19 protein-coding genes are annotated in these 16,793 nt (G+C 69.3%); 15 read left to right on the forward strand and 4 right to left on the reverse strand.

The features are described 5' to 3' along the window. Positions 1-60: 60 nt before the first annotated feature. From E1298_RS06740 to E1298_RS06750, 4 genes are all read right to left on the reverse strand, one after another. A complete protein-coding gene (locus E1298_RS06740) occupies positions 61-1,290 on the reverse strand; it encodes an IS30 family transposase (protein WP_131890054.1) in 1,230 nt (409 codons plus the stop codon). Positions 1,291-1,361: 71 nt separating this feature from the next. Further along, on the reverse strand, positions 1,362-1,523 hold the full coding sequence (locus E1298_RS47790; protein ID WP_165975338.1) for a hypothetical protein: 162 nt from the start codon (positions 1,521-1,523) through the stop codon (positions 1,362-1,364). 3 nt (positions 1,524-1,526) lie between these two features. After that, positions 1,527-2,855 (reverse strand): glycosyltransferase family 2 protein, encoded by a 1,329-nt coding sequence (locus tag E1298_RS06745; RefSeq protein ID WP_207944481.1) that lies wholly within the window; start codon positions 2,853-2,855, stop codon positions 1,527-1,529. Between the two features lies 1 nt (position 2,856). Beyond that, positions 2,857-3,504 (reverse strand): class F sortase, encoded by a 648-nt coding sequence (locus E1298_RS06750; RefSeq protein WP_243725423.1) that lies wholly within the window; start codon positions 3,502-3,504, stop codon positions 2,857-2,859. 837 nt (positions 3,505-4,341) lie between these two features. Between E1298_RS06750 and E1298_RS06755 the strand changes: the two genes are divergently transcribed. The 15 genes from E1298_RS06755 (at position 4,342) to rpsC (ending at position 16,792) form a co-directional block, all read left to right on the forward strand. After that, positions 4,342-4,578 carry a hypothetical protein gene (locus E1298_RS06755; RefSeq protein ID WP_131890056.1) on the forward strand — a complete coding sequence of 79 codons (237 nt, stop codon included), beginning with the start codon at positions 4,342-4,344 and terminating at the stop codon, positions 4,576-4,578. A gap of 140 nt (positions 4,579-4,718) precedes the next feature. After that, positions 4,719-5,699: an aldo/keto reductase gene (locus E1298_RS06760; RefSeq protein WP_131890058.1), complete on the forward strand. Its 981-nt coding sequence runs from the start codon at positions 4,719-4,721 to the stop codon at positions 5,697-5,699. A gap of 244 nt (positions 5,700-5,943) precedes the next feature. Then, positions 5,944-7,587 carry a hypothetical protein gene (locus E1298_RS06765; protein ID WP_131890060.1) on the forward strand — a complete coding sequence of 548 codons (1,644 nt, stop codon included), beginning with the start codon at positions 5,944-5,946 and terminating at the stop codon, positions 7,585-7,587. 488 nt (positions 7,588-8,075) lie between these two features. Beyond that, complete coding sequence (gene rpsL, locus E1298_RS06770; protein WP_030176166.1) at positions 8,076-8,450, forward strand: 30S ribosomal protein S12; 375 nt, start codon at positions 8,076-8,078, stop codon at positions 8,448-8,450. After that, positions 8,450-8,920 carry a 30S ribosomal protein S7 gene (gene rpsG, locus E1298_RS06775; protein WP_021597494.1) on the forward strand — a complete coding sequence of 157 codons (471 nt, stop codon included), beginning with the start codon at positions 8,450-8,452 and terminating at the stop codon, positions 8,918-8,920. Before rpsL ends, rpsG begins: the two co-directional genes overlap by 1 nt. Before the next feature lie 40 nt (positions 8,921-8,960). Continuing rightward, the gene (fusA, locus tag E1298_RS06780; RefSeq protein WP_131890062.1) at positions 8,961-11,072 is read left to right on the forward strand and encodes an elongation factor G; all 2,112 of its coding nucleotides are present in this window, start codon (positions 8,961-8,963) and stop codon (positions 11,070-11,072) included. 79 nt (positions 11,073-11,151) lie between these two features. After that, positions 11,152-12,345, forward strand: a complete 1,194-nt coding sequence (gene tuf / locus E1298_RS06785) for an elongation factor Tu (RefSeq protein WP_131890064.1) — start codon at positions 11,152-11,154, stop codon at positions 12,343-12,345. 111 nt (positions 12,346-12,456) lie between these two features. Continuing rightward, positions 12,457-12,765 (forward strand): 30S ribosomal protein S10, encoded by a 309-nt coding sequence (rpsJ, locus tag E1298_RS06790; protein WP_018657599.1) that lies wholly within the window; start codon positions 12,457-12,459, stop codon positions 12,763-12,765. A gap of 14 nt (positions 12,766-12,779) precedes the next feature. Continuing rightward, entirely contained in the window at positions 12,780-13,430 is a 651-nt protein-coding gene (gene rplC / locus E1298_RS06795; RefSeq protein WP_131890066.1) for a 50S ribosomal protein L3, read from the forward strand. Further along, positions 13,427-14,029 (forward strand): 50S ribosomal protein L4, encoded by a 603-nt coding sequence (rplD, locus tag E1298_RS06800; protein WP_131890068.1) that lies wholly within the window; start codon positions 13,427-13,429, stop codon positions 14,027-14,029. Before rplC ends, rplD begins: the two co-directional genes overlap by 4 nt. Before the next feature lie 12 nt (positions 14,030-14,041). Beyond that, a complete protein-coding gene (gene rplW / locus E1298_RS06805; protein WP_131890072.1) occupies positions 14,042-14,341 on the forward strand; it encodes a 50S ribosomal protein L23 in 300 nt (99 codons plus the stop codon). A 41-nt stretch (positions 14,342-14,382) separates the two neighbouring features. Further along, positions 14,383-15,216: a 50S ribosomal protein L2 gene (gene rplB, locus E1298_RS06810; RefSeq protein ID WP_131890074.1), complete on the forward strand. Its 834-nt coding sequence runs from the start codon at positions 14,383-14,385 to the stop codon at positions 15,214-15,216. A gap of 12 nt (positions 15,217-15,228) precedes the next feature. Then, positions 15,229-15,510, forward strand: coding sequence for a 30S ribosomal protein S19 (gene rpsS, locus E1298_RS06815; protein ID WP_030176138.1), 282 nt, complete (start codon positions 15,229-15,231; stop codon positions 15,508-15,510). Positions 15,511-15,533: 23 nt separating this feature from the next. Then, positions 15,534-15,911 carry a 50S ribosomal protein L22 gene (gene rplV, locus E1298_RS06820; RefSeq protein ID WP_131890076.1) on the forward strand — a complete coding sequence of 126 codons (378 nt, stop codon included), beginning with the start codon at positions 15,534-15,536 and terminating at the stop codon, positions 15,909-15,911. Further along, on the forward strand, positions 15,911-16,792 hold the full coding sequence (gene rpsC / locus E1298_RS06825; protein WP_131890078.1) for a 30S ribosomal protein S3: 882 nt from the start codon (positions 15,911-15,913) through the stop codon (positions 16,790-16,792). The genes rplV and rpsC overlap by 1 nt, the downstream gene beginning before the upstream one ends. Position 16,793: the final 1 nt, after the last annotated feature.

The raw sequence follows: 16,793 nt of genomic DNA on the forward strand, positions 1-16,793 counted from the left end.
CAGCTCAGAGGCCCCTTCCGAGAACACTTGGGTTCTAGGGGTGGTCGCAACACCGGTTGATCAACTGGCTGGTGTGAGGAGCTTAGCGAGACGCTCGGCTGGGGTTTCCCAGCCGAGCGTTTTGCGTGGTCGGGAGTTGAGTTCGGCGGCGACGGCCTCCAGGTCGCCGCGGGTGTGGACCGATAGGTCGGTGCCCTTGGGGAAGTACTGGCGTAGCAGGCCGTTGGTGTTCTCGTTCGAGCCTCGCTGCCAGGGGCTGGCCGGGTCGCAGAAGTAGACCGGGATGTCGGTGGTGATGGTGAACTCGTGGTGCAGATGCATCTCAGTGCCTTGGTCCCAGGTCAGCGAGCGCTTCAGGTGTTGCGGCAGAGACGCCACGGCGTCGGCCAGGGCGTCGCGGACCAGTTCCGGGGCGCGGCCCATGGGCAGGTGCAGCAGGGTGATATAGCGGGTTGAGCGCTCCACCAGGGTCCCGATGGCCGAGCCGTTGTTCTTGCCGATGATCAGGTCGCCCTCCCAGTGGCCGGGGATCGCGCGATCGGCGACCTCGGCGGGACGCTCACTGATCATCACCATGGGCCGGGCCATCCGAGGTTGGCGTTGCTGGGCCTGGCGACGGGGCCGCCGCATCGCGCGTCCGGTGCGCAGCGCCCTGGCCAGCTCGCGGCGCAGTTCTCCGCGCCCTTGCACGTAGAGGGCTTGGTAGATCGTCTCGTGCGTCACGTGCATCTCCGGGCGGCCGGGGAAGTCTCGGCGGAGCTGCTGGCAGATCTGCTCCGGACTCCATCGTTTGCCCAGATGCCGCTGGATGTAGTCCCTCAGCTCGGGGTTCTGGCCGATCTTGCCCGGCTTCGGCCGAGGCCGGCGGGCGTCGGCGCGGGACTGGGCGGCGTGCGGCCGGTAGGCCCACTGATCGCCGCGCACGTGCGAGCGGTTGCGCCGAATCTCGCGGCTGATCGTGGACGGGCTGCGGCCCAACTCGCCCGCGATGACGCGAAGCGACGCGCCCTCACGCAGCCGGTCGGCGATGTGAATCCGCTCGTCCTGCCGCAGGTAGCGCGTGGGACCGGTCTGCTCGCCCGGCCTGCTGACCGGCGGCTTGGCCTTGTTATGAGCGGTGGCCCGCCGGCCGTTCCGCCACCGCTTGCCCGTCCTGGGGTTGATGCCAACCATCCGGCACGCTTCCCGGCTGCTTACGCCCTGGTCCATGAGCCGGAAGTATTCCTCCCGCTCACGGACCAGGGCCTTGCGCCCCTGCGGCTTACGTTCCGGACGGACCTCGAAGGCCATCGCACTCCCTGGTCAGGGATGTTGCGACAACCCCTCGAATCCGCCACACCGGAAGGGGCCTTTCTGCGTCGTCAGCCCTTTCGGGCGGGGAGGATCCGCTTCACCGCCAGGCCCGCGGAGAACAGGGTGAAGAGGGCCAGCCCGAGCCAGAGCGCCTGGAGGCCGAGCCACGGGGACGTGGCGGCGGCGCCGAAGCCGGCGGCCACGCCGCCAACAGGGGGAGTGTTGTACATGATCTACCATTTCCTTTCTTTGCGCCAGGCGGCCTGCCAGAACGCGCGCGCTTGGACCATCTGGAGGAAGACGTCGAAGATCATTTCGACGACGATGGTGGAGGCGAGCGCCATCTGGACGGCGCCGCGCTGCCGGACGCTCACCACCCGCTCGATCATGAAGATGACGGTGACACCGGCCCACAGGGGGATGAGCTTGATCCCGCCGAGCCAGATCGCCGAGTAGGCGAGCGAGGCCAGGTAGGCGGCGATCACGAGAATGCCGATCAGGGAGAGCAGCTGGCGGCCCCAGTAGGGGCGGGTGATCGGCGTCCAGCCGTAGTCGACGAGGTTCTCCAGCGCGCCGCGCTTCCAGCGGAGCCTTTGCCGGGCGAGGTCGCGCCAGGTCGGCATGACCTCGGTGGTGAGGGTGCACTCCATGGGGCAGAGGATGCGGAAGCCGAGGTGGAGGATGGCGAGGGTCAGCTCGTTGTCCTCGGTCAGCACGCGGACGTCGTAGACGTGCGGCAGGCCGGGGAGGCGGCCTTCGCGGCGGGCGGCGACCACCTCCTGGAGGGTGGTGGCGCGGAAGATCGTCGCGGTGCCGGTGAGAACGAGCGCCTTGCCCTGCAGGCGCCGGACGTCCCGGGCGTAGCGGGCGTACTCGTTGCGCTGGAACATGCCGACCGCGCCGCCCCCCGGCTTGCCGGTGAAGGTGCCGCCGACGGCGGCGTACCGGCCGGTGGCGAGGTAGCCGACGCCGTGCCGGATGAAGCCCGGGTCGAGCGCCGAGTCGGCGTCCATCACCATGATCGCGTCATTCGGGCCGAAGATCGGCAGAAGGCGGTCGAGGACCTGGTTCAGCGCGCCGGCCTTCTTGTGCCGGTTGCCCCGGGTGCCGACGATCTCGACGCCGCAGAGCTGCGCGAACGCGGCGGTGGCGTCGGTGCAGTTGTCCGCGATCACCACGATCTGGTCCGGCCGGCGCTCCTGGCCGCGGAGCGAGGCGATCGTCTCGGTGATCTGCTTGGCCTCGTTGTGCGCCGGGATCAGGACCGTGACCCGCATCGCGTCCGCGCGTGTGGACGGGAGGTCCCGCTTGCCGTCCTTGCTCTTGAGGCGGGGACGGCCGTGCGGGCGCGGTGGCACGACCCGGTGCCGCCCCGCCGGGGGCGGCGCGATCGTCGCGGCGAGCAGGTCGGGCACGGTCGCGATCGGGGAGAGGCCGGACACCGCGCGGTGGCGACCGCCGACCGGTCGCCGGGCGGCGGACGGGCCGCTGCGCGGCACCGTGTGCCCTGGCCGCGGGGACCGCGGTGGGACGACCATGCCGTTTCCGGACGCCGGACGCATGTCAGCGCGCCTCCTCTGAGCGCAGCAGGTGGCCGAAGGCGATGACGTTGTCGACGTAGGAGCCGGCGTCGCGGTCGAAGCGTCCCCCGCAGGTGATGAGGCGGATCGCCGCGTAGCCGGGGTCGCCGTAAACGCGGTTCGTGGGGAAGCGGTCCTTGCCGACGCGCTCGACGGAGTCGATCGCGAAGACGGCGGTGCGGCCGTCGGCGCGCAGCACGCTCGCCCGGTCGCCGGGACCCAGCCGGCCGAGCCGGTAGAACACGGCCGGGCCGTGCACCGTGTCCACATGCCCGATGATCACGGCGGCGCCGCGGCTGCCGGGCGCGGCGCCGAGCCGGTACCAGCCGGCCTCCTGGGCGCGGCTCAGGGGTGGTGTCTCGACGGTCCGGTCCGGGTTCTTGGCCAGCTTCATCAGCGGGGTCCGGACGTCGATGCGCGGCACTTCGAGGCGGACGGGCGCCGAGGGCGGCAGGTCCGGCGTGGTGGTGGGCCCGACCGGACGGGACGCGTCGGGGGACGGCATCGGCGGGGCGGCGGTCGCCGGATGATCCCGCGTCGCCTGGACGGCCGGTAGCACGGCCGCCAGGACCGCGGACATCCCCACGACGACGGCGACCAGGGCGCGCGTGCGCCGGCCACGATGCGTCACGGATCGCACTCCTTCGACCGTTCGGAGGGTGGGCTCGTATCGCACTCGCTACGACGCTCGAACCGTAGCGCCCCAGTTTTAACGTTTGCGGCTTGGGGTGAGGAAAGGGGTAGAGGAATAGTAGGTGACGAGTGGGCATGATGGGCTTGTTAACAACGGATTAGATTTTCAATGATCTTGACAATCCCTGTTAATGGCCGGACTCGGGAACACTGTTCGGCGCGTGCAACTCCACGTTTACGCAGGTCAATTCCAGCAACCCGAGGCCGCTCGGCCGGAGATGCGGGCGTGGTGTGCATGCGTGCGGGTGCCGTGGACCGCAGTAAGGACCGCTGCCTGGAAGCGGCTTCGTGACGACCCGAAAAAATCACCTGGTCAGGTCACGTGCCATTCTGAGTTGGCCCGCTTGGTCCGTCCGAAAGCCGACGTGGAGTGGGTCATGGACCGCTTTCGTATACGGATGGCCGCGCGCGTCGCGGTGAAATTCGTGCGGGGGGCGTCGACGACGGGGACTGCACTCGCGGCGAGCGGTCGGGTACACAAGGTGACGATCTCGGTGGCCGGATCGCGGCACGGCCGGCGCTGGAGGACGGCCTGAAGCACCGGGTGGTGGGGACGGCCGTGAAACGGGGCCCTATATATAAGGACGAAGATGCTCTGATCGCTCGGGAGGGCCCTCCAGCGGGCACGGCGGCGTGATCGCCGCCCGGCCCCCGGCCGCGCGGACCGCTTTACCTGGGCTTATGCCGGGATCCTTGACCTTTGACCGTGTTTTGCGAACCCGTGCCCGGGGACGGGGTCACTGCTGGCTAATCTAAGTGAAGGGGGAGGAATTACATGAAGAGGGTCATTACCGCAGCAATGATCGCCGTGGTCGCCGCAGCCGGTGGGGTGGGCAGTGCCAGCGCCGCCCAGTCGTCCCACGGCGACCGCCAGGACTGCCGCACTTACTCCAGCACCACCGTGTGCGGCAAGCCGAAGCTCACCGAGAAGCAACGCGCGTGCGCGACCTCGATGGTCCAGCAGGGGATGACCCAGCGCCGGGCCGAGGTGGAGTGCCTCACCTTCGACTGACCGGCGTCCAAGCCCGACGGGCCGCCTCGCACCTGGGAGGCGGCCCTCGGCTTCGTCCGGGCCCGCCGGGCTCCCGGGGTCGGCTTTGTGATTCTCGGTGCGGCGGTGCACCGTAGTGGTCGACTCAAGGAGGAGGACTCATGGATCAGGTGCGGCTTGGGACGACGGGGACGAAGGTCTCGCGGATCTGCCTCGGGATGATGAGCTACGGGGACCCCGGCGACCGGGCGTGGTTCCTCGATGAGGACGCGGGGGAGCCGATCGTCCGGCGGGCCGTGGAGGCCGGGGTGACGTTCTTCGACACCGCCGACATGTACTCCACGGGCGTGAGCGAGGAGATCACCGGACGGCTGCTGTCGCGGCTCTTCGAGCGCCGGGACGACTACGTGCTCGCCACGAAGGTGTTCTTCCCCATGGGGCCCGGTGCGAACGACAGCGGCCTCTCACGCAAGCACATCATGGCGTCCATCGACGCCTCGCTGCGCCGGCTCGACACCGACCACGTGGACCTCTACCAGATCCACCGATGGGACTACGAGACGCCCATCGAGGAGACGATGGAGGCCCTGCACGACGTGGTGAAGGCGGGCAAGGCGCGCTACATCGGGGCGTCCAGCATGTTCGCGTGGCAGTTCGCCAAGGCGCAGCACGTCGCGGAGGCCCACGGCTGGACGAAGTTCGTGTCGATGCAGAATCACTACAACCTGGTCTATCGGGAGGAAGAGCGGGAGATGATCCCGCTGTGCCTTGACCAGGGGGTCGGATGCATCCCGTGGAGTCCGCTTGCCCGAGGGCTCCTGGCGGGCAACCGCGAGCGGGGTGGCGAACGCAATACTGTGCGCGCCAACAGCGACGCGTACGCCGACGACCTGTACGAGGAGTCCGACTTCGACGTGGTCGACGCGGTGCGGGAGGTCGCGGAGGAGCGCGGTGTGCCGGCGGCCCAGGTTGCCCTGGCGTGGCTGCTCACCAAGCCCGGCGTGACCGCTCCGATCGTCGGCGCGACGAAACCGCCCCACATCGAGGACGCGATCGCCGCCGCGGAGCTGAAGCTGGACGAGACGGAGGTGGCGCGGCTGGAGGCGCCCTACAGGCCGCACCCGGTCAACGGGCACTCCTGACGTCTCCGGGTACACCGGCGTCCCCGGATCGGAACGGTCCGGGGACGTTCGACGTCTATCGGGGGTGGTGATTTGCGATACCACCGGCTATCGGGGCAGGCTGGGGACGAGAACGCCCACGCTTGGCAAGACCGCCACGTGGGGACATCGGTGACAAGGCTCGGAGGCCGCGTTATGCGCCGCGCGTTTCCGAGCTGCCGGGTGCTGAGGGGCCCCGGGACCACGGCGCTGAAGGAGCCCGACGATGACCGAGAATGACGGCACGCAGGGACCGCAGTGGCCGTTGCCGGAGGAGGAGGGGCAGGACACGCCCCGGGAAGAGCAGCCTCCTGCCCGGCCGCTGGGAGATCGCACTGTGGTGTTCGGAGCTCCCCAACTGGGCGGCACGGCGGGCGCGCAGCCCCCGGCCCCGCAGCCTCCGGCTCCGCAGGACCCTCGGGGGGAGGAGCGGCCCGCGCCGCCTCCGACGATGGCGGATCAACCCGTCCAGCAGCAGTACGGCGAGCAGCCCCCGCCTCCGCCGCAGTACGGCGCTCCGCAGGAGCAGCCCCAGTACCAGCCGCCCGGCGGCCAGACGCCCTACGGCGCGCCCCCCGGGCCCGGCGGCTTCCCGCCGCCGCAGGAGCAGCAGCAGTACGGCCGGCCTGGTGACCAGCAGCAGTACGGCCAGCCCGGCTACGGGCAGCAGCCCGAGCAGCCCGGCTACGGGCAGCCCGAGCAGCAGTACGGCCAGCCGCCCCAGCAGTCGGACTACCCGCAGCAGCCCATGCACGCCGCGCCGCAGGATGCGCAGCAGTACGGCCAGCAGCCGTACGGCGGCTTCCCGCCCCCGGCCGAGCCGCGGGCGCCGGAGGCCGGGGCGCCCGCCGAGCAGGCGCCGTTCCAGCCCGAGCAGCCGCAGGACGTCGCCAACGACCGCACGCTGATCGTCCCGGGGCCGGGTGCCTCCGCGCCCGAGCCCGAGGCGCCGCGTCCCGCGATCGACGACCAGGCGACGCTGCACTGGTCGCCCGGCACCGACATCCCCGTGGCGACCGGGCCCGAGCGCAAGCACGAGGCTCCGGCCGAGCCGTGGCAGGCGCCCGTCCCGCCGTCCACGCCCGAGCCGTGGTCGCCGGAGCCCCCGCAGCCGGCCCAGCCCGGCCGGCCCGGGCAGGGGCAGGCCGACCACGAGCGCACGATGATGGTGCCGCCGCCCGACTCCGGCTTCGGCGCGCCCCCCGCTCCGGCAGAGGAGCGGCCGGCGTTCGGCGGTCCCGCCGAGGGCGGTTCCGAGGACGCGCGGCCGACGCAGGCGTTCGACCCGTCCGCGCAGGGCCGTCCCGCCGAGTCGGCGGGCATGGCCGAGCACACCCGGATGGACATCGGCCAGCAGCAGTGGGGCCAGCAGGCGCCGCAGCAGCAGGGCGGCCAGCCGTTCGGCCAGGCGGAGCAACAGCAGTATGGCCAAGCCGAGCAGCAGCAGTACGGCCAGCAGCCCTACGGCCAGCCGGACCCGTACGGCCAGCAGGGCGGCGGGCAGCAGCAGGGCGGTGGCCAGCCGTTCGGGCAGCAGGAGCAGCAGGCCGGGCAGTTCGGCCAGGCCGAGCAGCAGTACGGCCAGCAGTCCTACGGGCAGCAGCAGGGGTACGGCCAGCAGCAGGGTGGTCAGCAGTTCGGGCAGCCCGAGCAGCAGCAAGGCGGCCAGCAGTTCGGCCAGCCCGGTGACCAGCAGCAGTTCGGCCAGCCCGGGCAGTACGGCCAGCAGGGGCAGCAGGGGCAGTACGGTCAGCAGCCCGCCTACGGGGGCGACGAGGGCAAGGGGAGCAAGAACACGCTCCTGCTCGTCGCCGGCGCGGTCGCCGCCGTGGTGATCATCGTGGTGCTGGTCGTCACCTTCGTGCTCTAGGACGGCAAAGGTTCGCCCACGTCTTCTCAGGATGGGGTGGGCGGGTGACAATGCCGACGGGTGTTCCCGCCGCGAGGCGGGAACACCCGTCGGCCCCCTTCCGTTGACCGCTACGGGAAAATCATCCTCGGGGCCCCGCGGACTTGCGCCGGAGGGGGCCCGCGCGATAGTGCGCTGCTCGCTTTGCACTTTCGCGTGGGGGTCGGTAACCTCTTCACTTGTGCCCGCTGTTATGCGGGCCGCTATGCGTGCGCACCGGCGAGGTTCAGCAGGCCAGGCCCAGCGCCGCATCCACTCCCCGGCTTGATTCGGCCCTTCGGGGGCCGGGCGGTCTGTGTGGTTCCGAACGGCGCGATGCTCCGTACGGTGGCGACACGCCCGACCGCGTGGGTCGGAGAGGTCGGGAAACCGGCAGGTCACAGCCTCGCCTGAGGTGGTGATTGCAGCATTAAGACTTACCGGCTCGGTACGAGGAAGACGGAGACGCGGTGCCCACGATCCAGCAGCTGGTCCGAAAGGGCCGCCAGGACAAGGTGACCAAGAACAAGACGCCCGCGCTGAAGGAGAGCCCCCAGCGCCGGGGGGTCTGCACGCGCGTCTACACGACGACGCCCAAGAAGCCGAACTCCGCGCTTCGCAAGGTCGCCCGTGTCCGGCTGACCAGCGGGATTGAGGTCACGGCCTACATCCCCGGCGTTGGTCACAACCTGCAGGAGCACTCGATCGTGCTCGTGCGCGGCGGCCGTGTGAAGGACCTGCCCGGTGTTCGGTACAAGATCATCCGCGGTTCCCTCGACACGCAGGGCGTCCGCAACCGGAAGCAGGCGCGCAGCAAGTACGGCGCGAAGAAGGAGAAGAGCTGATGCCGCGCAAAGGCCCCGCTGGCAAGCGCCAGCTGATCGCTGACCCGGTGTACAACTCGCCGCTGGTCACTGCGCTCATCAACAAGATTCTCCTGGACGGCAAGCGCTCGATCGCGCAGAGCATCGTGTACGACGCCCTGGAAGGCGCTCGCGAGAAGACCGGCAACGACCCGGTCGTCACGCTGAAGCGCGCGCTCGACAACGTCAAGCCGACCCTGGAGGTCCGCAGCCGCCGCGTCGGTGGCGCGACCTACCAGGTCCCGGTCGAGGTGCGGCCCGCGCGCAGCACCACCCTCGCCCTCCGCTGGCTGGTGGTGTACGCCCGGCAGCGCCGCGAGAAGACCATGACCGAGCGACTCATGAACGAGCTGCTCGATGCCAGCAACGGCCTCGGCGCGTCTGTCAAGAAGCGCGAGGACACGCACAAGATGGCGGAGTCCAACAAGGCCTTCGCCCACTACCGCTGGTAAGCCCGGCGGAACTGCAACGACGAGACGACGCGAGGACACAGTGGCTACCAAAACCGGTGTAGACCTGGCCAAGGTCCGCAACATCGGGATCATGGCCCATATCGACGCGGGCAAGACCACGACGACCGAGCGGATCCTGTACTACACGGGCATCAGCTACAAGATCGGCGAGGTCCACGACGGCGCCGCCACGATGGACTGGATGGAGCAGGAGCAGGAGCGGGGGATCACCATCACCTCCGCCGCCACGACCTGCGAGTGGCCCGTCGACGACATCAAGCACACGATCAACATCATCGACACCCCGGGCCACGTCGACTTCACCGTCGAGGTGGAGCGCAACCTGCGGGTGCTCGACGGTGCTGTCGCCGTGTTCGACGGCGTCGCCGGCGTTGAGCCCCAGTCCGAGACCGTCTGGCGGCAGGCCGACCGCTACGGCGTGCCCCGCATGTGCTTCGTCAACAAGCTCGACCGGGTCGGCGCGGAGTTCCACCGCTGCGTCGACATGATCGAGAGTCGTCTCAACGCGGTTCCGCTCGTGCTGCAGCTGCCCATCGGCGCCGAGGCCGACTTCAAGGGCGTCATCGACCTGGTGACGATGCAGGCGCTCCTCTGGAACGAGGAGGCCAAGCTCGGCGAGATGTACGACACCGTCGACATCCCCGACACCCACGTCGAGTCGGCGCGCGAGTGGCACGACAAGCTGGTCGAGACCCTCGCCGAGAACGACGACGAGATCATGGAGCTGTACCTGGAGGGCAACGAGCCCACGGTCGAGCAGCTCTACGCCGGCATCCGCCGCGCGACGGTCGCCGCCAAGCTCACCCCGGTGACGTGCGGCACGGCCTTCAAGAACAAGGGCGTGCAGCCGCTGCTGGACGCGATCGTCCGCTACCTGCCCTCCCCGCTCGACGTGGACGCCATCGAGGGCCACGCCGTGCGCGACGAGGAGAAGGTCCTCGCCCGCAGGCCGAGCGAGGAGGAGCCGTTCTCGGCTCTGGCGTTCAAGATCATGAGCGACCCGCACCTGGGCAAGCTCACGTTCGTGCGCATCTACTCCGGGGTGCTGGAGTCCGGCGCGAACGTCATGAACTCCGTCAAGGAGCGCAAGGAGCGCATCGGCAAGATCTACCGGATGCACGCCAACAAGCGCACCGAGATCGAGCGCGCGGGCGCGGGCGACATCGTCGCGGTGATGGGGCTCAAGCAGACCACCACCGGCGAGACCCTGTGCGACGAGAAGGACCCCATCGTCCTTGAGTCGATGAACTTCCCGGCGCCGGTCATCCACGTCGCGATCGAGCCGAAGACGAAGGCCGACCAGCAGAAGCTGGGCACCGCGATCCAGCGGCTGGCCGAGGAGGACCCCTCCTTCCAGGTCCGCTCGGACGAGGAGACCGGCCAGACCGTCATCTCCGGCATGGGCGAGCTCCACCTGGAGATCCTCGTCGACCGGATGAAGCGGGAGTTCAAGGTCGACGCCAACGTCGGCCGCCCGCAGGTCGCCTACCGCGAGACGATCTCGCGCAAGGTCGAGAAGGTCGAGTACACCCACAAGAAGCAGACGGGCGGCTCCGGCCAGTTCGGCCGCGTGATCATCGACCTGGAGCCGCTGGGCGGCGGGTCGGACGGTTACGAGTTCGAGAACAAGGTCACCGGCGGCCGGATCCCGCGGGAGTACATCCCGTCGGTCGACGCGGGGTGCCAGGAGGCCGCCGAGTTCGGCGTCCTCGCGGGCTACCCGATGGTCGGCGTCAAGGTCACCCTGCGGGACGGCGCCTACCACGAGGTCGACTCCTCGGAGATGGCGTTCAAGGTCGCCGGCTCCATGGCGTTCAAGGAGGCCGCCCGCAGGGCGACCCCCACGCTGCTGGAGCCGATGATGGGCGTCGAGGTCACCACGCCCGAGGACAACATGGGCGACGTGATCGGCGACCTCAACAGCCGTCGCGGCCAGGTCCAGTCCATGGACGAACGCAACGGCCTGCGCGTCATCAAGGCGCTCGTGCCGCTGTCCGAGATGTTCGGCTACGTGGGTGATCTGCGCAGCAAGACCCAGGGCCGGGCTGTCTTCACCATGCAGTTCGACTCCTACGCCGAGGTTCCGGGGAACGTCGCGCAGGAGATCATCGCCAAGGCGCGGGGCGAGTAGCACCCGGCCTGCCCACAGATCACAGACGTACATCGAAGCGGTCGTCTAGGCGGCCGAGGATCGCAACAAGGAGCAACCAGTGGCGAAGGCCAAGTTCGAGCGGACCAAGCCGCACGTGAACATCGGCACCATTGGGCACATCGACCACGGTAAGACCACGCTTACCGCGGCGATCACCAAGGTGCTGCACGACGCGCACCCGGACATCAACCCGTACACGCCGTTCGAGGACATCGACAAGGCGCCGGAAGAGCGCGAGCGCGGTATCACCATCTCGATCGCGCACGTCGAGTACCAGACCGAGTCGCGTCACTACGCTCACGTCGACTGCCCGGGGCACGCCGACTACATCAAGAACATGATCACCGGTGCCGCCCAGATGGACGGCGCGATCCTGGTCGTGGCCGCCACCGACGGCCCGATGCCGCAGACCAAGGAGCACGTGCTCCTGGCCCGCCAGGTCGGTGTCCCCTACATCGTCGTCGCCCTGAACAAGTGCGACATGGTGGACGACGAGGAGATCCTGGAGCTCGTGGAGCTCGAGGTCCGCGAGCTGCTGTCGGAGTACGAGTTCCCGGGCGACGACGTCCCGGTCGTGCGCGTCTCCGCCTACCAGGCGCTGCAGGGCGACGAGAAGTGGTCCGAGTCGATCCTTGAGCTCATGAAGGCCGTCGACGAGAACGTGCCGGAGCCGGTGCGCGACACCGAGAAGCCGTTCCTCATGCCGATCGAGGACGTCTTCTCGATCACCGGCCGCGGCACGGTCGTCACCGGCCGCATCGAGCGCGGTGTCGTCAACGTCAACGAGACCGTCGACATCATCGGCATCAAGCCGGAGTCCACCTCGACCACCGTCACCGGTGTCGAGATGTTCCGCAAGCTGCTCGACCAGGGCCAGGCGGGCGACAACGTCGGCCTGCTCCTGCGCGGCATCAAGCGCGAGGACGTCGAGCGCGGCCAGTGCGTCATCAAGCCGGGCACGAACACCCCGCACACCGAGTTCGAGGCGCAGGTCTACATCCTGTCCAAGGACGAGGGCGGGCGGCACACGCCGTTCTTCAACAACTACCGTCCGCAGTTCTACTTCCGGACCACCGACGTCACCGGCGTGGTGTACCTCCCCGAGGGCACCGAGATGGTCATGCCGGGCGACAACACCGAGATGCGCGTCGAGCTGATCCAGCCCGTCGCCATGGAGGAGGGCCTGAAGTTCGCCATCCGCGAGGGTGGCCGGACGGTCGGCGCCGGTCGCGTCACGAAGATCATCAAGTAGCACCCCTCGTCGACGCGGCGGCCCGGCCGCCCGGCATCGCGGGCGGCCTGGCCGCCGCGTCACGATCCTGAAGTAAACAGCGGCACTACAGCAAAGGACACCGAGGCCACCATGGCGGGACAGAAGATCCGCATCCGGCTCAAGGCCTACGACCACGAGGTCATCGACACCTCCGCGAAGAAGATCGTTGAGACGGTGACGCGGACGGGCGCCAAGGTCGCGGGCCCGGTGCCGCTGCCGACCGAGAAGAACGTGTACTGCGTCATCCGCTCGCCGCACAAGTACAAGGACAGCCGCGAGCACTTCGAGATGCGCACGCACAAGCGGTTGATCGACATCATCGACCCGACGCCCAAGACGGTCGACTCGCTGATGCGGCTCGACCTGCCGGCCGGCGTAGACATCGAGATCAAGCTCTAAGGGACGCACCGACAATGAGTACGCAGAGGAAGGGCGTCCTGGGCGAGAAGCTCGGCATGACCCAGGTCTTCGACGATGAGGGCCGGATCGTTCCGGTGACCGTCGTCCAGGCCGGGCCGTGTGTCGTCACGCAGATCCGCAGCCAGGAGAAGGACGGCTACACCGCCGTCCAGCTCGGCTTCGGGCAGATCGACCCGCGCAAGGTGAACAAGCCGAGCACGGGCCACTTCGAGAAGGCCGGCGTCACGCCGCGCCGCTACCTCGTCGAACTGCGCGCTGACGACACCACCGAGTTCGAACTCGGCCAGGAGATCACCGCCAGCGTCTTCGAGGCCGGCCAGAAGATCGACGTTACCGGCACGAGCAAGGGCAAGGGCACCGCCGGTGTCATGAAGCGCCACGGGTTCAAGGGCCTCGGCGCCTCGCACGGCACCCAGCGCAAGCACCGCTCACCGGGTTCGATCGGCGGCTGCGCGACCCCCGGTCGCGTCTTCAAGGGCCTCCGCATGGCGGGACGGCATGGCAACGCCCGTACCACCGTGCAGAACCTGACCGTCCACGCCATCGACGCGGACAAGAACCTGCTGCTCATCAAGGGCGCGGTTCCCGGTCCCAACGGCGGCGTGGTGCTGGTCCGCGACGCGACGAAGGGGACGGGCAAGTGACCGCGAAGATCGACATCGACCTGCCCGCGGAGGTCTTCGACGCGAAGACCAGCGTGCCGCTGATCCACCAGGTCGTGGTGGCGCAGTTGGCCGCGGCGCGGCAGGGCTCGCACTCGACCAAGACCCGGGGCGAGGTCTCCGGCGGCGGCAAGAAGCCGTACCGGCAGAAGGGCACCGGCCGCGCCCGCCAGGGCTCGACCCGCGCGCCCCAGTTCGCCGGCGGCGGCGTGGTGCACGGCCCGCAGCAGCGGGACTACTCGCAGAAGACGCCCAAGAAGATGAAGGCCGCCGCGCTCCGCGGCGCGCTGTCCGACCGCGCCCGCTACGGCAGGGTCCACGTGGTCGACTCCCTCATCGAGGGCGACACCCCGAAGACGAGGACGGCGCTGACGGCGCTGCGCTCGGTCACCGAGGCCAAGCGCGTCCTGCTGGTTCTGGACCGCGAGGACGAGCTGACCTGGAAGAGCCTGCGCAACGAGCCGAGCGTGCACGTGATCGTCTCTGACCAGCTCAACACCTACGACGTGCTGGTGAACGACGACGTCGTCTTCACACAGAGGGCGTACGACGAGTTCATCTCGCGCGCGGCGAAGAAGTAAGGAGGGTCGCACATGAACAAGATCGCCGACCCCCGCGACATCATCATCGCGCCGGTCGTCTCGGAGAAGAGCTACGGGCTGCTCGACGAGAACAAGTACACGTTCGTGGTCCGCCCGGACGCCAACAAGACGCAGATCAAGCAGGCCGTCGAGGCCGTGTTCGGCGTCAAGGTGACGAGCGTGAACACGCTCAACCGCCAGGGCAAGCGCAAGCGCACCCGGTTCGGCTACGGCAAGCGCAAGGACACCAAGCGCGCCATCGTCAGCCTCGCCGAGGGCGAGCGGATCGACATCTTCGGCGGCCCGGCCTAAGACGGCCGGGTCCCGGAGCAGACAAGGGATGAACGAAAAAGATGGGCATCCGTAAGTACAAGCCGACCACTCCCGGTCGTCGCGGTTCCAGCGTGGCCGACTTCGTCGAGGTCACGCGCCGCGAGCCGGAGAAGTCGCTGCTGCGTCCGCTCCCCAAGAAGGGCGGCCGCAACAACCACGGCCGCATCACGACGAGGCACCAGGGCGGAGGCCACAAGCGCGCGTACCGCGTGATCGACTTCCGCCGGCACGACAAGGACGGGGTTCCCGCCAAGGTCGCGCACATCGAGTACGACCCGAACCGCACCGCGCGGATCGCGCTGCTGCACTACGCGGACGGCGAGAAGCGCTACATCCTCGCCCCGCAGGGCCTGCGGCAGGGCGACCGGGTCGAGAACGGGCAGGGCTCGGACATCAAGCCCGGCAACTGCCTGCCGCTGCGCAACATCCCGACGGGTACCGTCATCCACGCCATCGAGCTCCGGCCCGGCGGCGGCGCCAAGATCGCCCGTAGCGCGGGCGCCGGCGTCCAGCTGCTGGCGAAGGAGGGCAAGTACGCCACCCTCCGCATGCCGTCCGGCGAGATGCGGATGGTGGACGTGCGCTGCCGCGCGACGGTCGGCGAGGTCGGGAACGCCGAGCAGTCGAACATCAACTGGGGCAAGGCCGGCCGCATGCGGTGGAAGGGCAAGCGCCCGACCGTCCGCGGCGTGGCCATGAACCCGATCGACCACCCGCACGGTGGTGGTGAGGGCAAGACCTCCGGTGGCCGGCACCCGGTGAACCCGAACGGTAAGAAGGAAGGCCGCACTCGCCAGGCGAACAAGTCGAGCGACCGGCTGATCGTCCGTCGTCGCAGCAAGAAGAAGCGGTAGGAGTCGCTCGCTATGCCACGTAGCCTTAAGAAGGGCCCCTTCGTGGACGACCACCTCATCAAGAAGGTGGACGCCCAGAACGAGAAGGGGACGAAGAACGTCATCAAGACGTGGTCGCGGCGTTCCATGATCGTGCCGGACATGATCGGTCACACGATCGCCGTGCACGACGGCCGCAAGCACGTCCCGGTGTTCATCACCGACGCCATGGTCGGGCACAAGCTCGGCGAGTTCGCGCCGACGCGCACGTTCCGCAGCCATGTCAAGGAAGACCGCCGCAGCCGACGCGGCTGAGTCCAAGTAGGGAGAGGGAAGCGATGGAAGCCAGGGCCCAGGCGCGGTTCATCCGCGTCACGCCCAGGAAGGCCCGCCGCGTGGTGGACCTCATCCGCGGCCTGCCTGCCGCGGAGGCTCAGGCGGTGCTGCGGTTCGCCCCCCAGGCTGCGAGTGAGCCGGTGGGCAAGGTGCTGGCGAGTGCCATCGCCAACGCCGAGCACAACTTCAAGCTCGACTCGGACACGCTCGTCGTGAGCCGTGCGTTCGTGGACGAGGGGCCGACGCTCAAGCGTTTCCGCCCCCGCGCTCAGGGCCGGGCTTACCGCATCAACAAGCGCACGAGCCACATCACCGTGGTCGTGGAGTCGCGGGACGAGGCTTCGGCGACCGGCGGTAAGAAGACGAGGAGGGCCCGGTAGTGGGTCAGAAGATCAACCCGCACGGGTTCCGGCTCGGCATCACCACCGACCACAAGAGCGTGTGGTTCGCCGACAAGCTCTACAAGGACTACGTCAAGGAAGACGTCCAGATCCGGCGCATGCTGCAGAAGGGCATGGACCGGGCGGGCATCTCCAAGGTGGAGATCGAGCGCACCCGGGACCGTGTCGAGGTCAACATCCACACCGCCCGGCCGGGCATCGTCATCGGCCGCCGCGGCGCGGAGGCCGAGCGGCTGCGCGGCGACCTGGAGAAGCTCACCGGCAAGCAGGTGCGGCTGAACATCCTTGAGGTCAAGAACCCCGAGGTCGACGCGCAGCTCGTCGCGCAGGGCGTGGCCGAGCAGCTGTCGAGCCGCGTCGCGTTCCGCCGTGCCATGCGCAAGGCGATCCAGTCCGCGATGAAGTCGGGCGCCAAGGGCATCAAGGTGCAGTGCGGCGGCCGCCTCGGCGGCGCCGAGATGTCGCGGTCGGAGTTCTACCGCGAGGGCCAGGTCCCGCTGCACACGCTGCGCGCCGACATCGACTACGGCTTCTACGAGGCCCGGACGACCTTCGGCCGCATCGGCGTCAAGGTGTGGATCTACAAGGGCGAGGCCGCGGCGACGCGCGCCGAGCGCGAGGCCAAGGCCGCGCAGCAGCGCGCCACCGGCGGCGGTGAGCGCCGCGGCGGCGGTGGCGGTGGCCGTGGTGGCGGCGGCGGTGAGCGCCGCGGTGGCGGCGGCCGTGGTGGCCGCGGCGGCCGTGGTGGCGCCGGCGGTGCCGGTGCCCCCGGCGGCGAGCGCGGCGGCGCGCCCAAGCAGCAGAGTTCCGAGCAGCCGGCGCCGACGGCCGAGGCTGCTCCGCAGGGTGAGGGGAGCTGAG

The sequence above is a fragment of the Actinomadura rubrisoli genome (assembly GCF_004349215.1).
Classification (GTDB): Bacteria; Actinomycetota; Actinomycetes; order Streptosporangiales; family Streptosporangiaceae; genus Spirillospora; species Spirillospora rubrisoli.